Source organism: Streptococcus taoyuanensis (assembly GCF_029589235.1).
Lineage (GTDB): Bacteria > Bacillota > Bacilli > Lactobacillales > Streptococcaceae > Streptococcus > Streptococcus taoyuanensis.
Genome location: NZ_JARQVW010000006.1, coordinates 33,390 through 52,378, shown reverse-complemented (window position 1 = coordinate 52,378; position 18,989 = coordinate 33,390). Strand labels below are relative to the sequence as shown.

The window sequence follows — 18,989 nt, the reverse complement described above, 5'->3', positions numbered from 1 at the left end:
CCCAGAAATCAACCCTTTAAGACAAAACAAAAAGCCCACTGTAGTAGGCTTTCTGCAAAGTATATCTTAAAATTAAAGCATTTTGTTGTAGAATTCAACGACAAGTGCTTCGTTGATTTCTGGGTTGATTTCATCGCGTTCTGGAAGGCGAGTCAATGAACCTTCAAGTTTGTCAGCATCGAATGATACGAATGCTGGACGTCCAACTGTAGCTTCAACAGCTTCAAGGATAGCTGGAACTTTAGCTGATTTTTCGCGAACTGAGATCACTTGACCTGGAGTTACACGGTATGAAGGGATATCAACACGTTTTCCGTCAACAAGGATGTGACCGTGGTTAACGAATTGACGAGCTTGACGACGAGTAGTCGCAAGTCCAAGACGGTAAACAACGTTATCCAAACGACGTTCCAAAAGAAGCATGAAGTTGAAACCGACAGTTCCTTCTTTAACTTTAGTAGCTTGTACGAACAAGTTACGGAATTGTTTTTCACCAAGTCCGTAAGAGAAACGAAGTTTTTGTTTCTCAGCTAATTGCAAACCGTATTCTGACAATTTTGAACGGTTGTTTGGTCCGTGTTGACCTGGTACGTAGTTACGACGTGCCAATTCTTTACCTGTACCTGTAAGTGACAAGCCAAGACGGCGAGATTGTTTCCAAGATGGTCCTGTATAACGTGACATTTGAAATGTCCTCCTATAAAAATAATTTTTGTAGGAAATAACGTTTTAGACAAACCTGATTCGTTCAGAAAGCCTTCGCCCAAACAGCAAAGGTTACTTTTCTAGCTGACTTCCTGTTGACGAGCTTCATTTTGTCCTGCTGTCATTTCGCACAAATTCTATTCTATCACGGAATAGATACTTTGTAAAGTCCTTCAAAACAATTTCAATGAAATTCAGACAATAATTCTATGATTCGTTTTTTATATTGCAATTGTTGCCAGTCTCTATCCGTTGCTGGATCCCATTTTAAAGGAAGATCTGCAATAATTTCACCGGGATTATGATTCAAGATATAGACCCGATCACTCAATGTCAAAGCTTCTTCGATACTATGAGTGATCACCAGAGTGGTGAGACCAAGACGTTCCTTACTGTCTAAATACCAGTGATAAAGATCCTGCCTTGTCAATTCATCTAAGGCACTAAAAGCTTCATCTAATAGGAAGACAGAATGACCCAGAAGATAGGTTCTCAATAGCGCCACCCGTTGCCGCATCCCCCCACTCAGGGCATTGGGATAAAGGTTGGCAATACTTCCCAATTTAAATTCATCTAACAATTTTAGAGCTGTAGATGTTGCCTCTTCCTTAGGAATCTTTTTTAATAAAAGGGGCAGAATAATATTTCCCAATACTGTCTTATGTTCCAACAAAAGATCCTTTTGTAGCATATAGCTGACTTTCCCAAAGGAGATCGGAGCATTATCTACTTCTATGGTACCCTTTTGTAAGGGAAGGATCCCAGCAATTAAATTAAACAAGGTTGATTTCCCTACCCCACTCGGACCTAGAATAGAGACAATTTCTCCTTTTTGCACTTCTAGTGATACATTGTTTAAAACTGCTTTATCTCCAAAAGAGAAACTTACATCTTTTACGGTTAAAATATCAGTCACCTACCAATTCATTTGTGAAACCTTTGTCTTCTAAGTCATTTGAAACCAATCCTTGCTCTTTTGCCCAAGCATAAAAAGCATTCCACCGCTTAGGATCAAACTGCCCCCACTTTTCCTTGTCTGAAGCATATTGACTAGAAAGATATTTTTGGGAAGCTAGTACAAAATCACGCTGGTTAGCCAAAGCAGGGGCCTGTTTGATCAAGATATCCGCTGCTTCTTCTGGATGCTCTATAGCATATTGATAGCCTTTTTTCACCGCTTGAATGAATTTTTTTGCTTCCTCTTTATGAGACTTCAAATAGTCATTGTTAGCAATAATAACAGGCGAATAGTAGTCAAATGCAGGAACAAAATCTTTCATATAGAAGAAATTGGTCTTCATTCCCTTTTGCTCAGCCAAAATTCCATCCCAACCGTGATAAATCCAAGCAGCATCAAAGACCTTATTTTCAATCGGAGTAATGGAATTTGAATCACTATTTGGAACCAATTTTACTTGATTAAAATCAGCTCCCTCTTTTTTCATCATCGATTTGATCATTTCCAACTCAATTGGATCATTCCAGGTACCATACTTCTTACCAACCAAATCTTTTGGACTTGTGATCGCTGCATCTTTTCTTGAAATAATCCCTGACGTATTGTGTTCGACGATAGCTGCAACAGCGGTAATACCCGCACCTTTATCTAATTTCTTAGCCATAGAATCTTGGAAATAAATACCAAATGGAGCTTTCCCATTGATAATCAAATCAGAACTACTGTCTTCCGGAGGAAGTTTTATATCTACATCCAGTCCTGCTTCTTTAAAGTACCCTTTTTCCTTTGCTACATAGAGACCCGTATGATTGGTATTCGGGGTCCAATCTAGAATAAAATCAAGCTTTTTCAAACCACTTGACGATTGCTTGACAGAATTTTGACAAGCACTCAAGAAAACAAATCCCAATATTATTGAGAAAAATAAACCTATTGACTTTTTCATTAGCTATACCTCTTTTACATTTTTGTCAATTTAATTTTTACACCATTTACAAGTTTGTCAATCCTTTTTCCATTTTAGAATGGTTCGTTCTAATTGGTCAACGAGAAACATACCAAGTAAACTAATAGCAGAAATCAATACAATGATCGCAAACATCGTATCATACTGAAATAACTTCTTCGATTGGATCATATAGACCCCCAATCCATCAAAACCTCCTAACCATTCTGAAACGACCGTACTGATAAAAGCATAGGAAACACTCACACGTAAACCTGCGAAAAAATAAGGAAGCGCTGCAGGAATTTTATAATGGACTAAGGTCTGAAAGCGATTGGCTTGCATAATCTGAAACAATCTCAGAATATCTTGATCGCAATGCCGAAAACCATCTAACAGACTGACTACGATGGGAAATACCACCGTAATAATGATCAAAACCAGTTTTGGAAGCATACCATAACCAAACCAAAGAACCAGGATAGGGGCCAAGGCAATCGTCGGAATGGTTTGAATCACAACCATAAAAGGATAGACCAGATCATTCACCCATTGAAAACTATCCATGAGAATCGCAAAGCCAGCAGCAAGAAGAACGCCTATAACAAGTCCGATCAAGGCCACTTGAAGGGTAGACAAACTGTGATGAATCAGGAGAGCTCGATCTCGTACAAAGGCATTCCCAATTTCAAGTGGCGTTGGTAATACAAATTTGGGGAGGATATTTAAAAATCCTGCTAGCTGCCATAAGACAAGAAGGCTGCTAAAACCTGCAAATCCTATCAACTGTTTTGAATATCTTTTTACAAGAGACATCGTAACCTCCTTTCTCACAAATAAAAAACGCCTCCAAAATAGGAGACGGATTGCACAAGGTCACTCATAACGAAAAATACATTTCATTTGTTTCCTACGCTGGCATTACCCAGATCAGGTGCGGTCGAAGCTTACACTTCCTCTCAGACTGTACACAGACTCCCATATGTATTTATTATAATAACTGTTTTAGACGATAAAAGCAAGGAATTAATCCAAATAACGAATTAAATTCTTCTCTGTTAAAATATCTGAATAGGTGTAAGACTCCACGTATGTATTGGCCGGTTCACCTGGTAAACTATTGTCGTTCGTATACTCGATAATAAATAAAGAAGGATAGACCTCAATCAAGCGTCCAAATTTATTTTTTTGACGTTTCCGTCCATTTTCAAGCGTCATTTCAACCACTTGTCCTTCATGGGCCTTAATTTCTTCCTTAATTTTTTTCATTTTTGCAACATCTGTAAATGCATCACTCATCTTATTGATCCTCTCTCTTTGAAATACTTGAGAATTTATTGTATTCCTTTTGGAATATTAATTCGACTGTCCCACGCGCACCTGAACGGTTTTTCTCAATAATCACTTCAACCGTATTATTGGGCATTCCATCTTCGTCCTCTTCACCAGCTCGATCATAATAATCATCACGGTACAAGAAAGCAACAATATCCGCATCCTGCTCAATCGATCCAGATTCACGAATATCAGAAAGAACAGGACGTTTGTCTTGGCGCTGTTCCACACCACGTGATAGCTGACTCAAAGCAATAACGGGAACTTTTAGTTCCTTAGCCAAAATCTTTAACTGACGGGAAATTTCTGAAACTTCCTGTTGACGGTTTTCTCTTCCAGTCCCTGTAATCAGCTGCAGGTAGTCAATCAGAATAAGACCGAGATTACCTGTTTCCTGCGCTAATTTTCTTGCTCTCGAACGAATCTCAGTGATCCGAATTCCTGGAGTGTCATCGATGTAAATACTCGCATTGGCCAAATTTCCTTGAGCAATGGCATATTTTCGCCACTCTTCATCCGTCAATTGACCTGTACGAATCGAATGGGATTCAATTAAGCCTTCAGCAGCTAGCATCCGGTCTACCAAACTTTCAGCACCCATTTCTAATGAGAAAATAGCCACTGTCTTATCCAACTTTGTCCCGATATTTTGAGCAATATTTAGAGCAAAGGCTGTTTTTCCTACTGCAGGACGAGCCGCTAAAATAATCAACTCTTCCTCATGTAGCCCCGTCGTCATATGGTCCAAATCGCGATAGCCTGTCGCAATACCCGTAATATCAGAGGTTTGAAGCGAGCGGGCTTCTAAGCTACCAAAATTTATATTCAAGATGTCTCGAATATTTTTAAATCCACTACGATTTGCGTTTTCACTAACATCAATCAGAGCTTTTTCAGCACCCGCAATGATTTCATCTGAAGGACTTGCACCATCATAAGCTTGATTAATACTTTCCGTTAATCGAGAGATCAATCGACGTAAGACAGCTTTTTCGGCAACAATCTTCGCGTAATACTCCGCGTTAGCTGAAGTTGGTACCGAATTAATGACTTCTACCAAATAGGAGAGACCGCCAATATTTTGGAGATCCCCCTGACTATCTAAAATATTTCGAACAGTCGTCGCATCAATCGCATCCCCGCGGTCAGCTAGATCGATCATGGCTTTAAAAATCAAACGGTGCGAGTACTTAAAGAAATCGCCAGGCTCGATATATTCACGAACAAAGACCAATTTCCCCTCATCAATAAAGATGGCTCCCAACACTGATTGCTCCGCTTGGATATCCTGAGGTTGTGTTCGTAATTCCTCTATCTCAGCCATAAAAAAACCTTTCTATCGATCGTGTTTACCCTTCATTTACACGAATATTAATCACACCTGTAACATCTTGATAAATTTTTACAGGGACGTCAATCAAACCTGTTGAACGAATTGGAGAGGAAACTTGGATATGACGTTTATCAATTTTAATGCCAAATTGTTTCTCAAGCTCTTCTGCAATCTTTTTATTAGTAATAGAGCCGAAAGTACGGCCATCTGGCCCAATTTTTTCAGTGAATTGAACAACAGTTGCTTCTTCTTCTAATTTTGCTTTAATCTTTTGCGCTTCCGCTAACAATTCAGCATGCGCTTTTTCTTCTGACTTTTGTTTTCCACGAAGCTCACCGATTGCTTGGGCATTGGCTTCTTTCGCAAGATTTTTTTTGATCAAAAAGTTTTGTGCATAACCAGTAGGCACTTCTTTAATTTCGCCCTTTTTACCTTTACCTTTTACATCCGCTAAGAAAATAACTTTCATTCTACATTCTCCTTTTCAATAGTTACTTCGTTTTCAATAGTCTCAATCAGTTGTTGACGAATACTCATTAAATCTTGACCCTCAATTTGAGAAGCCGCCGAGTTGAAATGACCTCCTCCGCCAAGCTGTTCCATGATACGCTGTACATTGACTTTGCTTCGACTTCGTGCAGAAATCGAGACAGTTCCACTTTGATTACAAGCAATGACAAAGGTTGCTTCCACCTCAGACATGGCTAGCATACTATCAGCTGCTTTACTAATAGTTACTGAATCATAGGCTTTAGTCGTATTGGCACAAGCTACGATGATATGCGGCAAAATCTTTTCACCAGTCAAGATCAGTTCGTTCACTTCGCGGTACTCATCAAACTGAATCGCAGAGATCTCCTGGATGGTTACACTATCACTACCTCTTGAACGAAGGTAACTCGCCACATCAAAGGTCCGACTCGTAACACGTGCGGAGAAGTTCTTAGTATCCAGCATAATTCCAGCCATCAAGACACTAGCTTGAATCTTCGTTAACCGATTTTTCTTCGACTTCTGGAACTGAATAAGTTCACTAACCAATTCGCTCGCACTACTTGCTCCACTTTCAATATAGGTGATCAGAACATTTTCAGGGAAATCATCATCCCGACGATGATGGTCAATGACAATAATCTGTTGGAATTCCTGATAAAATTCTTTAGAAAGGGTCAAGGCTGTCTTAGAATGGTCAACCATAATTAACAAAGAGCGATCCGTCACCATTTGCATGGCTTCCTCTAGGGGAAGGATTTTCGTTACCTGCTCTTCTTCTAGTTTCGCAATTGCTCTTGAAATATCACTAGCCATTGCATGCGGGTCATAGACCACATAAGAGGAAGCCAAAATATTGCTAGAGAAAAACTGCATTCCCACAGACGCTCCTAAAGCGTCCATATCCAAGTTTCTATGCCCAACAATGAAAACTTGATCAACGGATTTAATCTTATCCGAAATAGCTGTCATCATAGCGCGTGTGCGAGTCCGCGTCCGCTTCACAGCAGAAGCTGTTCCACCACCAAAGAAAATAGGGTTTTTCTGTTCATCGTTTTCTTTGACTACTGCTTGATCCCCACCACGAACTTCCGCAAGGTTTAGGTTCAAGAGAGCCACTTTACCAATCTCATCATGCTCCCCGTCACCATACGAGAATCCCATACTTAAGGTAATAGGTAGCTCACGATTTTTAGCTTCTTCACGGAATTGATCGATGACAGAAAATTTTGATTCCATCAACTGTTCTAAGACCGTGTAGTCTGTAAATAAATAGAAACGATCCATCCCCACACGTCTGTAAAACATATGGTAATGAGCTGTAAACTCTTCTACAAAGTTGGCAATAAAACTATTGATATTGCTAATATCAGAGTCTGAAATGACATCTTCTAGATCATCATAGTTATCAACAGAAATAATACCGATAACGGGACGAGTTGTCACCAATCCCACAGTTGCTTCATACTCACTTGAAACATCAAAAAAGTAAACAACACTAGACGTCTGATCAAAGTAAACAGAATATTTCTTATCGGCTACAGTGACATAATGACCTTTATCCTCAAACAGAGTATTGAGTAACTTTTTCAAGGATTCAACATCAAAGTCCCCATCATCTGTTGAAAAAATCAATTCAGCATAAGGGTTGAACCACTCTACTTCATTTGTCTCTTCATTAATTTTGATAACTCCAACAGGCATTTTATCAAGGAGGGATGCTAATCCGCTTTCTGCCTGATGGTTAACGTATTGTATTTGTTCTAATTCATCTAACTCTGAAATTTGTAACTGGTATTCAAATAAAGCAATCAATCCAGCTAAGACTAAAAAAATTGCAATGAGAGTTACATAGCCTTTGCCAAAGATTCTTAAAAAAATTGCTAAAATTGCAAATGAAATAAAACCAATTAACACATAATGGATGAACGATAAACGAAATTTTTTCATCATAAACCTCTTCTCGGAATTATACCATAAATAGAGGTAAAAAGCGAGGTTTCTCTCTATATTACAGAGAAGAAAGACCACTAAAAAGCTCTTCCTCCGCTTCACTACTTTGTAAACAAGGTTTACAACTGTGTAAATAGTAACAACAAATTTCAATCCATAAAATTGAGGCTGAAACATCATCTCAGCCCCATTTTATTAGTGGTTTGCTTTGTTTTTGGAGATGCTCCGAGATTTACCTTCCAAGTAAACCATTAAAATAGAGATATCCGCTGGATTGACACCTGAGATACGACTTGCTTGACCAATCGTTTCTGGATTAATTAATTTAAATTTTTGACGCGCTTCGGTTGCAATAGAGTCAATATCATCCCAGTCAATATTCGCAGGGATTCGTTTTTCTTCCATACGCTTCATTTTTTCAACTTGGTCCATTGCTTTTGAAATATAACCTTCGTATTTAATTTCAGTTTCAATCAATTCAATGATTTTATCATCCAGTTCTTCAGCTGCAGGACCGATAAATTCTACCACATCTTGGTAAGAGACTTCTGGTCGTCTCAAGAATTCTTTAGCAGTGACAGCATCTGTCAATGGTTTAAAGCCCATTGCAGCGACCTTCTCATTGGTTTCCTTTACAGGCTTTAACTTAATGCTATCCAAACGCTTCATCTCGTTTTCAAACTGATACTTCTTGGTTTCGAAACGTTGCCAACGTTCATCATCTACCAATCCAATTGCTCGTCCCATTTCTGTCAAGCGCATATCGGCATTATCATGACGCAAAATCAAACGGTATTCTGCACGACTTGTTAATAAACGATACGGTTCGATCGTTCCCTTTGTTACCAAGTCATCGATCATAACCCCAATATAGCCATCACTACGTTTCAAAATGAGTTCTGGTTTTCCCTGGATTTTTAGAGCAGCATTGATCCCTGCAATAATCCCTTGACCAGCGGCCTCCTCATAACCAGACGTTCCGTTGGTTTGGCCAGCTGTAAAGAGACCTGAAATTTTCTTGGTTTCCAAAGTTGCGCGCAATTGATGAGGCAAAACCATATCATACTCAATCGCATAACCCGTTCGCATCATTTCTGCCTTCTCAAGTCCCTTAATAGAATGAACGAGATCCCGCTGAACATCCTCCGGTAAACTCGTTGACAGCCCTTGAACATAGACTTCTTCTGTGTTTCGTCCCTCAGGTTCTAAGAATAGTTGATGACGCTCTTTGTCAGCAAAACGGACAATTTTATCCTCAATGGATGGACAATAGCGAGGACCTACTCCCTTTACAACCCCTGTAAACATAGGTGCCCGGTGTAAATTATTCTGGATAATTTCATGGCTATGCCCATTTGTGTAAGTCAACCAACAAGGAACCTGATCCTTTACATAATCTTCATCACGCGATGTATAAGAAAAATGATTTGGAGCTTCATCTCCGGGTTGAATTTCCGTTTCGTCATAATTAATTGACGACGCCTTTACACGAGGTGGCGTCCCTGTTTTGAAACGTCCAATTTCTAATCCTAGCTGTTTGAGATTATCGGCCAAATTGATAGAAGCTAGACTATGATTAGGTCCTGACGAATACTTGAGATCTCCAATGATAATTTCTCCGCGTAAAGCTGTCCCAGTAGTGACAATAACAGCCTTTGCTCCATATTCTTGGTGAGTTGCAGTCCTTACACCAACAACCTTACCATTCTCCACCAAAATCTCATCAATCATAGTTTGACGAAGAGTTAAATTTTCTTGATTTTCAACCGTTTTCCGCATTTCTTTTGAGTAAAGTTCTTTGTCTGCTTGAGCCCGAAGTGCACGAACCGCAGGACCTTTACCGGTATTGAGCATTTTCATTTGGATGTAGGTCTTGTCGATATTCTTCGCCATTTCTCCACCGAGGGCATCGACTTCACGCACGACAATCCCCTTAGCAGAACCACCAATAGAGGGATTACAAGGCATAAAAGCCAGCATTTCAATGTTAATAGTCGCAAGTAAGACCTTACAACCCATACGGCTAGCAGCTAGGGAGGCTTCTACTCCCGCATGCCCCGCACCAATTACAATGATATCGTATTCTTCAATAAAATTATAAGTCATTTTTTCTCCTATTTCTCAAGATGGATGTGTCGTAATTTTCCGTCCCATTCTGGTAGGGCTGATTTTAAAAAGGCCGGTTTCATGTCAACAGTGTGTAAATCATCTAAAGCAATCCAACGGCAAGGTAATCGCTTTGTATCTTCCTGCATGACCAAAGGTGCATCTTCTAGCAAGTCCACCAAATAATGAAATTCAATGTTATGATAGTGGATTCCAGCTTGTTCAAAGTGATTTTCAACCACGAAAGCTAACGGACCTACTGTAGATGTAACACCAAGTTCCTCTTTGACTTCACGAACTACCGCATCCTCTGTAGTTTCATTGACTTGAATAGCACCTCCGATTGTATAACAGCCGTCCTCATCTTCTATGACGAACAAGCGATTATCTTTTACAATCAAAGCAGTCGCTCTCACGCCAAAAACAGTAGAACCTATTTTCGTCCGAAAATCCTGTTGCCTCATTTTACTTCCTTTCGAAATCACACAAAAATAGTCAAAACTCTGAGAAGTGCAGGACAAAAAAGCCTGCAACATCCATGAGCTTTGACCATCATTTCTATTGCTTTTATTATTGTAGCAAATTGAGAAAATTTGTCAATTTAAATATACTAAGATTGACGGATTGCTTCAAAAACTCCTTTGTCAATCTCAACTGGATCAGAGAATGCATCTAGAACAATCCCTCTCACTGGAAACTTTCCTATCCTTTCTGCAGTAAATAAACAGTCCGTAAAAGGTATTTGCAGCCAAGAAAAACGATCGTAATAATCTTTAGGAATATCCTGTTCCGTCAAGAAACAAGGATAAAAGTAGTCGTCTCCCTTTCGTAGAATATCCGGTTTTAGACGAACACCTTCTTGTTCGTCACTCCCATCCATTAAAGAGGCATTAAAGGGAACCCAAACTTTAGATTGCTTCAATTCCTTGAACAAAGCTTCAATTGACTCCGTCGTTTTCTCCCTCAAATACTGTTTCTTATAGTCAGAGATAGTCTTTGTGTTCTCTATTTTTTTCTTAAAGAACTGAAACACTTTCGTTCCTCCTAGAAAATCTAAATATACTGACAAACTTTTCCATCCCGATAAGCATTGTCAATCAAGCCACCGCCTAGACACTCTTCACCGTCGTAAAAGACAACAGCTTGTCCTGGTGTAATAGCTCGTTGAGGTTCTGCAAAAATCACTTCTGCCTTATCACCTTTAACGTGTACAGTTACCTTAGAATCTGGTTGACGATAGCGGAACTTAGCTGTACACTCTAATGTAAACTCTTCTGGCATATCTCGTGTAAAGTGAACTTGACTAGCCTGTAAACTTGTTGACATCAATGCTTCATGATAGAAGCCTTGACCTACATAAAGAATATTTTGACTAAGGTCTTTACCAACTACAAACCATGGCGCATTGTCTCCACCTTGTTGGCCTCCAATTCCAAGCCCACCCCGTTGACCGATTGTGTAATACATCAAACCTGCATGTTCACCCATATCTCGTCCATCAATGGTCATCATTCGACCTGGTTGGGCAGGAAGGTAATTCCCTAGAAACTCTTTGAAATTTTTTTCTCCAATAAAGCAAATTCCAGTTGAGTCTTTCTTTTTAGCTGTTGCTAATCCAGCTTCTTCAGCTAGACGGCGAACTTCAGGCTTTTCCAAATGTCCCAATGGGAACATGGTTTTTTGAAGTTGTTCTTGTGACAGCTGGCTTAAGAAATAAGTTTGGTCCTTCCCGTTGTCAACACCACGTAACATATGAACAATGCCATCCTCATCACGCGCCACGCGCGCATAGTGCCCTGTCGCTACATAATCTGCACCGAGTGTCATAGCATAATCTAAAAAGGCCTTAAATTTGATTTCCTTATTACACATGACATCCGGATTTGGTGTTCGACCAGCTCGGTATTCAGCAAGGAAATATTCAAAGACACGATCCCAGTATTCTTTCTCAAAGTTGACAGAATAGTAAGGAATGCCAATTTGGTCTGCAACCGCTGCTACATCTTTGTAATCTTCTGTAGCTGTACAGACGCCATTTTCGTCTGTGTCGTCCCAGTTTTTCATGAAGATGCCGATGACATCGTAACCCTGTTGCTTTAATAATAAAGCTGTTACAGATGAATCCACACCACCACTCATACCAACAACAACACGTGTTTTCGAGTTATCACTCATAGATTTCTCCCATCTTTTCGTTTCTCACGATTGAAGGTCGTGGTTTGCTTCAACGATTGAAGGTCGTTTTGAGCAGTTACCATTTTAACACGCTTTATATTAGAAAACAAGCATCTTACTATTCTTTTTGTTGATCAGGATCGATGGGTTTACAAGTCTGTAAATTTAAAAAGAGTCCTATTCAAGAACTCTTTTTAAACGAATTTAATACCAGCCATTTGCCAACCAGAAATTTTTAGCTGCTGACCATGATCCATAACGGTTGACAACATATTGATTGGCTACTTTTTCTTGGTTTGCAGGTGATAAATCACCATTCAAATAAGTGATAGTTAATTGGTAACGGCCATAATATTGGCCATTTTGTGCTGTATAGCTACCACTTGACTCTTTCTGAGCAATCCATTCCTTAGCAGCCGCGTCTTCCGCACTCAAGCCATCTGAAGCAGAGACAGTAGTTGTTGCTTGTGTAGTATCAGTTTTACTAGCAGGAGCTTGCTCCGTGGTTTTCTGCGTTGTATTTGCATCTTCAATCTCAAGAACTTGACCAACTGAGATGAGATTCACGTTACTAATCTTATTTTTCTTAGCAATCGCATCAACCGTTGTGTTTTTCTCTTTAGCAATAGCTGATAAAGTATCACCTGATTTTACAGTATAAGAATCTGCATTCGCTACAATTGGAAGGAAAAGTCCTGCAAGTAAACTAAGTCCAATCATTCGTTTCATCATTTGTTTTTTATTCATTATTATGTACTCCTTTATTGGTATACCTCTATACTACACAAGAAATATTTCATATTTATTGAAATTATATGTCAAATATTTCAGTCAGATGTTAGAAATACTAAAAATCCAGGATAATATAAATGCTTTAAGCCCCCTTTAAGATTTCTCAGATATTTCGGGAAAAATAGAAGAAATCATCAGCCATATCTGATATAATGAAGTAAAGTGATCACAAAGGAGCAGAGCATGAACTCTTTAAAATTCCAATCAGTTTTTGATATTATTGGACCTGTGATGATCGGCCCATCCAGTAGTCACACTGCAGGTGCTGTTCGAATTGGTAAAATTGTTTCTTCTATCTTTGGAGAGGAACCAAAAGAAGTTGAGTTCCAATTATTTAATTCCTTCGCCAAAACCTATCGTGGTCATGGAACAGATTTAGCCTTAGTAGCGGGCATCTTAGGAATGGACACAGATGATCCTAGAATCCCAGATAGTCTAAAAATTGCGCATGAACGAGGCATTCGGATTGTTTGGTCTATTCAAAAAGAAAGCAATGCTCCTCACCCAAACACAACAACCATTACTGTTAAAAATGATCATAAAACGATTTCTGTCACTGGAATCTCAATTGGTGGTGGGAACATACAGGTTACTGAGTTAAATGGCTTTGCTATCTCGCTAAATATGAATACTCCAACCATTATCATTGTTCACCAGGACGTCCCTGGAATGATCGCTCATGTGACAGAAGCTCTTTCTCGCTATGATATTAACATTGCGCAAATGAATGTGACGCGGGAAAAAGCTGGAGAAAAAGCGATTATGATTATAGAAGTTGACTCAAGGAGTTGTGAAGCAGCGATCGAAGATATCCGTAAAATTCCTCATCTTCATAATGTCAACTTTTTCAAATAAGGAGTTCATATGTTTTATTCAATTGTAGACCTCGTAGAACAAGCAAGCACGCAATACCAAGGAAACGTCGCAGAGTTAATGATTGCAACTGAATTTGAACTAACTGGTCGTGAACGAGAAGAAGTCCTACGATTAATGACCCGTAATTTAGAAGTGATGATTGATTCTGTAAAGTTAGGGTTAAATGAAAACCACTCTCGTAGTGGGTTAACTGGTGGGGATGCCGCAAAATTAGATCGCTATATCAAATCAGGAAAAACGTTATCTGACTTGACCGTCCTAACTGCAGCGAAGAATGCTATTGCTGTCAACGAACACAATGCTAAGATGGGACTGGTCTGCGCAACACCCACTGCAGGATCTGCTGGCTGCCTTCCCGCAGTTCTCACTGCAGCAACTCAAAAATTAGGGTTAAACCGTCAGCAACAATTAGATTTTCTACTGACAGCTGGAGCTTTTGGTTTAGTGATCGCCAATAATGCTTCTATTTCAGGTGCAGAAGGTGGTTGTCAAGCAGAAGTTGGTTCTGCTTCAGCTATGAGTGCGGCAGCATTGACACTAGCTGCTGGGGGAACTCCTTATCAAGCGAGTCAGGCAGTCTGTTTTGTCATCAAAAACATGCTTGGTCTCATTTGTGATCCAGTAGCAGGACTCGTGGAAGTTCCATGTGTCAAACGAAACGCAATGGGAGCCAGCTATGCCTTCATTGCTGCTGATATGGCCTTAGCAGGTATTGAATCAAAAATACCTGTTGATGAAGTGATTGACGCCATGTACCAAGTTGGATCTAGTCTTCCGACTGCCTTTAGAGAAACAGCTGAAGGAGGATTGGCAGCAACACCAACCGGACGTAGATTACAAAAAGAGATATTTGGAGAATAGCATGCAAGCCTTATTTTTTGATTTAGATGGAACATTAGTTGACAGTTCCAAGGGAATTACAGAGAGCTTTCAACATACATTCGATACTTTGAAGGTTCCTCAACCCGATCTCAAAACTATCCGTAGTTTTATGGGACCACCTTTGATTTCTAGTTTTGAAGCTACCCTTCCTGAAACTTTAGTAGATCAAGCCGTAACTATCTACCGCCAGTATTATCATGAAAAAGGTCAATACAAATCAACTCTGTTTCCTCAGATAGTAGAAGCTTTGAAAGCATTACAAGACGAAAACATTCCTCTTTATGTAACTACTTCAAAACATGAACCAGTTGCTTTACAGATGTGTCAAGATTTAGGTATCGCTAAATACTTTAAAGGAATTTATGGATCAAATTCAGATCGTATCCACAAAGCCGATGTCATTCGATACGCCTTGTCAATCAATGACCTTCCAAAAGAGGAGACAGTGATTATTGGAGATACAAAATTTGACCTCATCGGAGGTCAAACAGTTGGCATAAAAACCATGGCCGTCACTTGGGGATTTGGAGATCTTGAAGAGCTACTTCTTTACTCACCAGATTTTATTTGTCACTCTCCACTTGACATTCTTGAGACATTAAAAAAATAGGTTTACAATTTGTAAACCTATTTTTTAATAACCCCAAGCTGATAAACCTTGTGAGCTATATGCATTGTATGCAGCCTGGATTTGATCATCAACTGTTGCAGTTGAACCCCAACCTGGCATTGTTTGGAACAAACCACTGGCACCAGAAGCATTTGCTGCATTTACTTGACCATTTGATTCACGGGCAATGATTGCTTCCCAAGTAGAAGCAGGTACACCAGTCATTTCAGCCATACGAGCAGCCGCATAAGATCCTTGTTCTCCAGCAGTATTCCCATTTGATAGAACAATTCCACCATTTGTTGATTGTGCAGAAGTCACTGCAACATTTGCTGCATAAGTTGTTTGTTTTTGAGCAGTTTGTGCTGTTGCAGTTGCTGTAGATGCACTTTCAGCAGGTTTTGCTTGCTCTTGTGGAGCAACTTTATCAATCATAGATTTTGAACGCTCACCTAACTCAATAATTTGTCCTGCATAGATCAAATCTTCATTGGTCAGATTGTTAGATGCAATAATATTTTCTACTGAAGTGTTATTTTCTAGTGCAATTTTTGATAGAGTATCTCCAGACTTCACTTCGTAAGTTTCAGCATTCACTGTAGCAATACCAGAAATGAAAAGTGATGCTGCTGAAAGTAGGGAAGTGACTGTCCATTGGAACTTTTTACTGTTCATGAATTCTATTCTCCTTTCGAACATAATTCTATCATACACACAAAATGTTACAGTTTATTGTAGAATATATTACAAATGTTACAAGAATATGTGAATTTAATGTAAAAAGCGCTTTGTATAGCGCTTTTTCCTTATTTTTGAACCAATACAACTAGCTCTATCCATTTTTTAGATAAAAAACTATCAACATGAGGCACAGAATAACGAGCAATGCCAGGGTATCTTTTACTCCCCACTGCAGAGTCCGATAGCGTGTTCGTCCCTCACCGCCTTTGTACCCTCTCGCTTCCATCGCAATTGCTAATGCATCTGCGCGTTTAAAACTTGAGGCAAACAAAGGAATGAGGATCGGAATAAAGGAACGGATCCTTTTTAATAGATTTCCTTCACCAAAATCAACACCACGCGCCCTTTGCGCATTCATAATTCGATTCGTATCATCTACTAAGGTTGGAACAAAGCGCAAACTCATAGATAGCATTAAGCCAATCTCATGAGCTGGAACCTTAATAATTTTTAGTGGGGTAAGGATCTTTTCAACAGCATCTGCTAAACTCAATGGTGTCGTCGTCACGGTTAAAATCGTCGAATAAAAAATAATTAAAATAAATCTACAAAATATGATGGTGGCTTGCATCAATCCTTGGTCGGTTAATTTAAAAAACCACCATTGATACAAAATAGTTCCTTGAGAGGTCGCAAATAATTGAAAAATAGTTGTAAAAGCAATGATAAAAATCATTGATTTTAAGCCTTTAATATAAAAACTAACCGAAATCCTCGTTAGATACATTAAAACAAAAATAAAAGCAAAGAGAAGAACATTTGTCTGGATATTATTTGCCCAAAACAGAAGAAATATGAATAAAAACATTGAGAGCAACTTCCCACGAGGATCTAGTTGGTGGATAATGGAGTTTCCAGGAATATACCTTCCTAAAATCATATTATTCATGAAGTAACAGCTCCTTTAGTTCCTCAATTTTGATTGGTAGTCTGTCCAGAGGAAGTCCTCTTCGTTTCAATTGAAGAGCAAAATTCGTAATTTGTGGGACTCCTAATTGAAGTTTTTGTAAATACTCAACCTGTTGAAACACTTCCCTTGGGGATCCGTTTAGGACAAGTTTTCCCGCTTCTAAAGCAAATACGGTATCAGCAAAATTTGCTACATCATCCATCGTATGAGTTACCAGAACTAGAGTCATCCCATTTTTATGTAATGTTTCAAACAGCGCCATCAATTCCTTTCTTCCAGCAGGATCTAGCCCTGCTGTTGGCTCGTCCAATACTAAAATCTCTGGTTCAATAGCTAAAATACCCGCGATCGCAACCCGTCTCATTTGTCCACCAGATAGTTCAAATGGACTTTTATCATAGATAGACTCTTCTAAACCAACGATCGCTAATTTTTCTTTGGCTATTTCCTCCGCTTTGTCCTTAGGTACCCCAAAATTTTGTGGTCCAAAGGCTACATCAGCTAGAACAGTTTCCGCAAATAGCTGACTTTCTGGAAATTGAAAAACCAAACCGACTTTTTTTCTCAGGTACTTCATTTCTTTTGGCTCAGAATGATTATCTAAAACAAAATCTTCAAATTGAATCGTTCCTTTAGTCGGACGCAGTAAACCATTTAGTAATTGCAACAAAGTAGACTTGCCACTACCAGTATGCCCGATGATGGCTGTATAAGATCCATCTTTTATTTCCAAACTAATATCAGAAAGCGCCCGCCCTTCAAAAGGACTTCCCTCTTGATAAGTATAATAGACATTCTTTAAAGAGATTCCCATAGTTGGTCTAATAACTCACTTTCTGTTAGATAGTCCTGCTTTAGCGGAAAATGCGAGCTGAGAGATTCTTGGACCTGCTTACTAAAAGGCTTATCTAATCCAATCTCATTCAGATCATTTCTTGAAAACAATTCCCGCGGCGTCATAGAAGACTCTAGTTTTCCTTTTTGAAACACGAGTGTTCGATCACTTAAGGCAATTTCGGTTAAATCATGGGTAATGGAGATAATTGTTAATTGAAACTTTTTCTGAAGTTTTCTCATTACTGCCATTAGGTCCTCTCTACCTTCTGGATCCAACATACTAGTTGCTTCATCAAGGATAATAATAGTTGGTCTCAAGGCGATAATACCTGCTATGGCCACTCGTTGCTTTTGACCACCTGACAAACGAGATGGTTCGCGATCTTTAAACTCCAGCATACCGACTTGCTCAATAGCCTTCTCCACACGTTGAAGCATTTCTTCCCGTGGAATTCCTTGATTTTCTAAACCAAAGGCAACATCATCTTCTACTGTCGCACCAACAAATTGGTTGTCAGGGTTCTGAAATACAATCCCAATTTTACTACGGATTTCCCATATGGTTTCACGAGTCAGTTGTTTTCCATCAACGTAAATCTCACCAGACTCAGCTTCCAAAAGACCATCAATCAGGCGTACAACTGTAGATTTCCCACTACCATTGTGTCCAACAATCGAAAGCCACTCTCCTTGTTTCACGTGAAACGAAACCGTGTCAATTTGATACTCTTCTACTGTTTTATCGTATCGAAAGGATACATTTTTTAGCTCAATCATCTGTTTCATTTATTTAAATGTGTCTTTAAAGAGATAACTACTTCCCTTAAAGTAGTCGTAACCAGAATAAATTGTGAAAATCAATGCAATATAAAGCAACACTTGCCCTGGAAGTGTCCAATGGCAAAGCAAAAAGATAATGGCAAACATTTGGCTAAAGGTTTTAATTTTTCCTGGCATGGCTGCAGCAAGAACTGTACCACCTGTCTCAACAAGGAGAAGACGCAAACCAGTAACAGCTAACTCACGACAAATGATAACGGCTGCAATCCAAGCAGGAACCATTTTTAATTCAATCATCATAATAAAGGCTGACATGACCAATAATTTATCTGCCATTGGATCGGCAAATTTACCAAAATTACTCACTACATTCCATTTTCGTGCAAGAAAGCCATCTAAATAATCTGTAATACTAGCAATTGCAAAAATAACTGCCGCTACAATATGTCCTAGATAAGAGTGACTTAAACTTAAAATAGCAATAAAAATAGGAATCATCACAACCCGAATTAATGTCAATGCATTAGGAATATTTTCTTTTTTCATACTTCCTCCAAA

The 18,989-nt window shown here is 39.1% G+C and carries 21 protein-coding genes; 3 read left to right on the top strand and 18 right to left on the bottom strand.

Annotated features, from left to right (window positions below):
* Positions 1 to 72 precede the first annotated feature (72 nt).
* The 13 genes from rpsD to apf all read right to left on the bottom strand — a co-directional run bounded on the left by rpsD (position 73) and on the right by apf (position 12,750).
* Positions 73 to 684, bottom strand: a complete 612-nt coding sequence (gene rpsD / locus P5Y91_RS05560) for a 30S ribosomal protein S4 (protein WP_003002210.1) — start codon at positions 682 to 684, stop codon at positions 73 to 75.
* Positions 685 to 889: 205 nt separating this feature from the next.
* Positions 890 to 1,621, bottom strand: coding sequence for an ABC transporter ATP-binding protein (locus P5Y91_RS05555; protein ID WP_118396226.1), 732 nt, complete (start codon positions 1,619 to 1,621; stop codon positions 890 to 892).
* Entirely contained in the window at positions 1,614 to 2,609 is a 996-nt protein-coding gene (locus P5Y91_RS05550) for an ABC transporter substrate-binding protein (RefSeq protein ID WP_118396224.1), read from the bottom strand. Before P5Y91_RS05550 ends, P5Y91_RS05555 begins: the two co-directional genes overlap by 8 nt.
* 57 nt (positions 2,610 to 2,666) lie before the next feature.
* Positions 2,667 to 3,425, bottom strand: a complete 759-nt coding sequence (locus P5Y91_RS05545; protein ID WP_003009181.1) for an ABC transporter permease — start codon at positions 3,423 to 3,425, stop codon at positions 2,667 to 2,669.
* 210 nt (positions 3,426 to 3,635) lie between these two features.
* On the bottom strand, positions 3,636 to 3,908 hold the full coding sequence (locus P5Y91_RS05540) for a Veg family protein (protein WP_003009183.1): 273 nt from the start codon (positions 3,906 to 3,908) through the stop codon (positions 3,636 to 3,638).
* 1 nt (position 3,909) lies between these two features.
* Positions 3,910 to 5,268: a replicative DNA helicase gene (gene dnaB, locus P5Y91_RS05535; protein WP_070587662.1), complete on the bottom strand. Its 1,359-nt coding sequence runs from the start codon at positions 5,266 to 5,268 to the stop codon at positions 3,910 to 3,912.
* A gap of 25 nt (positions 5,269 to 5,293) precedes the next feature.
* Positions 5,294 to 5,746 (bottom strand): 50S ribosomal protein L9, encoded by a 453-nt coding sequence (rplI, locus tag P5Y91_RS05530; protein WP_003002156.1) that lies wholly within the window; start codon positions 5,744 to 5,746, stop codon positions 5,294 to 5,296.
* Positions 5,743 to 7,719, bottom strand: a complete 1,977-nt coding sequence (locus P5Y91_RS05525; protein WP_049482704.1) for a GGDEF domain-containing protein — start codon at positions 7,717 to 7,719, stop codon at positions 5,743 to 5,745. The genes rplI and P5Y91_RS05525 overlap by 4 nt, the downstream gene beginning before the upstream one ends.
* Positions 7,720 to 7,917: 198 nt before the next feature.
* Positions 7,918 to 9,828, bottom strand: coding sequence for a tRNA uridine-5-carboxymethylaminomethyl(34) synthesis enzyme MnmG (gene mnmG, locus P5Y91_RS05520; RefSeq protein ID WP_061455868.1), 1,911 nt, complete (start codon positions 9,826 to 9,828; stop codon positions 7,918 to 7,920).
* A gap of 8 nt (positions 9,829 to 9,836) precedes the next feature.
* Positions 9,837 to 10,292, bottom strand: a complete 456-nt coding sequence (locus tag P5Y91_RS05515) for an NUDIX hydrolase (RefSeq protein ID WP_070449615.1) — start codon at positions 10,290 to 10,292, stop codon at positions 9,837 to 9,839.
* A gap of 146 nt (positions 10,293 to 10,438) precedes the next feature.
* Positions 10,439 to 10,861, bottom strand: coding sequence for an SseB family protein (locus P5Y91_RS05510; protein WP_049471774.1), 423 nt, complete (start codon positions 10,859 to 10,861; stop codon positions 10,439 to 10,441).
* Between the two features lie 20 nt (positions 10,862 to 10,881).
* Positions 10,882 to 12,003, bottom strand: coding sequence for a tRNA 2-thiouridine(34) synthase MnmA (gene mnmA / locus P5Y91_RS05505; protein WP_023919979.1), 1,122 nt, complete (start codon positions 12,001 to 12,003; stop codon positions 10,882 to 10,884).
* Between the two features lie 204 nt (positions 12,004 to 12,207).
* Complete coding sequence (apf, locus tag P5Y91_RS05500) at positions 12,208 to 12,750, bottom strand: aggregation-promoting factor (RefSeq protein ID WP_070664944.1); 543 nt, start codon at positions 12,748 to 12,750, stop codon at positions 12,208 to 12,210.
* A 228-nt stretch (positions 12,751 to 12,978) separates the two neighbouring features.
* Here apf and sdaAB point away from each other — a divergent pair, with 228 nt between their 5' ends.
* Genes sdaAB through P5Y91_RS05485 form a run of 3 tightly spaced genes read left to right on the top strand, consistent with a single transcriptional unit; the run spans position 12,979 to position 15,163 of the window.
* Positions 12,979 to 13,650 (top strand): L-serine ammonia-lyase, iron-sulfur-dependent subunit beta, encoded by a 672-nt coding sequence (gene sdaAB / locus P5Y91_RS05495; protein ID WP_003002135.1) that lies wholly within the window; start codon positions 12,979 to 12,981, stop codon positions 13,648 to 13,650.
* Between the two features lie 9 nt (positions 13,651 to 13,659).
* Positions 13,660 to 14,532 carry an L-serine ammonia-lyase, iron-sulfur-dependent, subunit alpha gene (gene sdaAA, locus P5Y91_RS05490; RefSeq protein WP_045760056.1) on the top strand — a complete coding sequence of 291 codons (873 nt, stop codon included), beginning with the start codon at positions 13,660 to 13,662 and terminating at the stop codon, positions 14,530 to 14,532.
* 1 nt (position 14,533) lies between these two features.
* On the top strand, positions 14,534 to 15,163 hold the full coding sequence (locus P5Y91_RS05485; RefSeq protein WP_003002086.1) for an HAD hydrolase-like protein: 630 nt from the start codon (positions 14,534 to 14,536) through the stop codon (positions 15,161 to 15,163).
* Positions 15,164 to 15,187: 24 nt separating this feature from the next.
* Here P5Y91_RS05485 and P5Y91_RS05480 read toward each other — a convergent pair whose 3' ends face one another.
* The 5 genes from P5Y91_RS05480 to pgsA form a co-directional block, all read right to left on the bottom strand.
* Positions 15,188 to 15,838 (bottom strand): LysM peptidoglycan-binding domain-containing protein, encoded by a 651-nt coding sequence (locus tag P5Y91_RS05480; protein WP_118396222.1) that lies wholly within the window; start codon positions 15,836 to 15,838, stop codon positions 15,188 to 15,190.
* 157 nt (positions 15,839 to 15,995) lie between these two features.
* The gene (locus tag P5Y91_RS05475; protein WP_118396220.1) at positions 15,996 to 16,793 is read right to left on the bottom strand and encodes an energy-coupling factor transporter transmembrane component T family protein; all 798 of its coding nucleotides are present in this window, start codon (positions 16,791 to 16,793) and stop codon (positions 15,996 to 15,998) included.
* Positions 16,786 to 17,628 (bottom strand): energy-coupling factor transporter ATPase, encoded by an 843-nt coding sequence (locus P5Y91_RS05470; protein ID WP_155125170.1) that lies wholly within the window; start codon positions 17,626 to 17,628, stop codon positions 16,786 to 16,788. Before P5Y91_RS05470 ends, P5Y91_RS05475 begins: the two co-directional genes overlap by 8 nt.
* The gene (locus tag P5Y91_RS05465) at positions 17,613 to 18,437 is read right to left on the bottom strand and encodes an energy-coupling factor ABC transporter ATP-binding protein (protein ID WP_118396216.1); all 825 of its coding nucleotides are present in this window, start codon (positions 18,435 to 18,437) and stop codon (positions 17,613 to 17,615) included. The genes P5Y91_RS05470 and P5Y91_RS05465 overlap by 16 nt, the downstream gene beginning before the upstream one ends.
* Entirely contained in the window at positions 18,438 to 18,977 is a 540-nt protein-coding gene (gene pgsA / locus P5Y91_RS05460) for a CDP-diacylglycerol--glycerol-3-phosphate 3-phosphatidyltransferase (RefSeq protein WP_003009208.1), read from the bottom strand.
* Between the last annotated feature and the right edge of the window lie 12 nt (positions 18,978 to 18,989).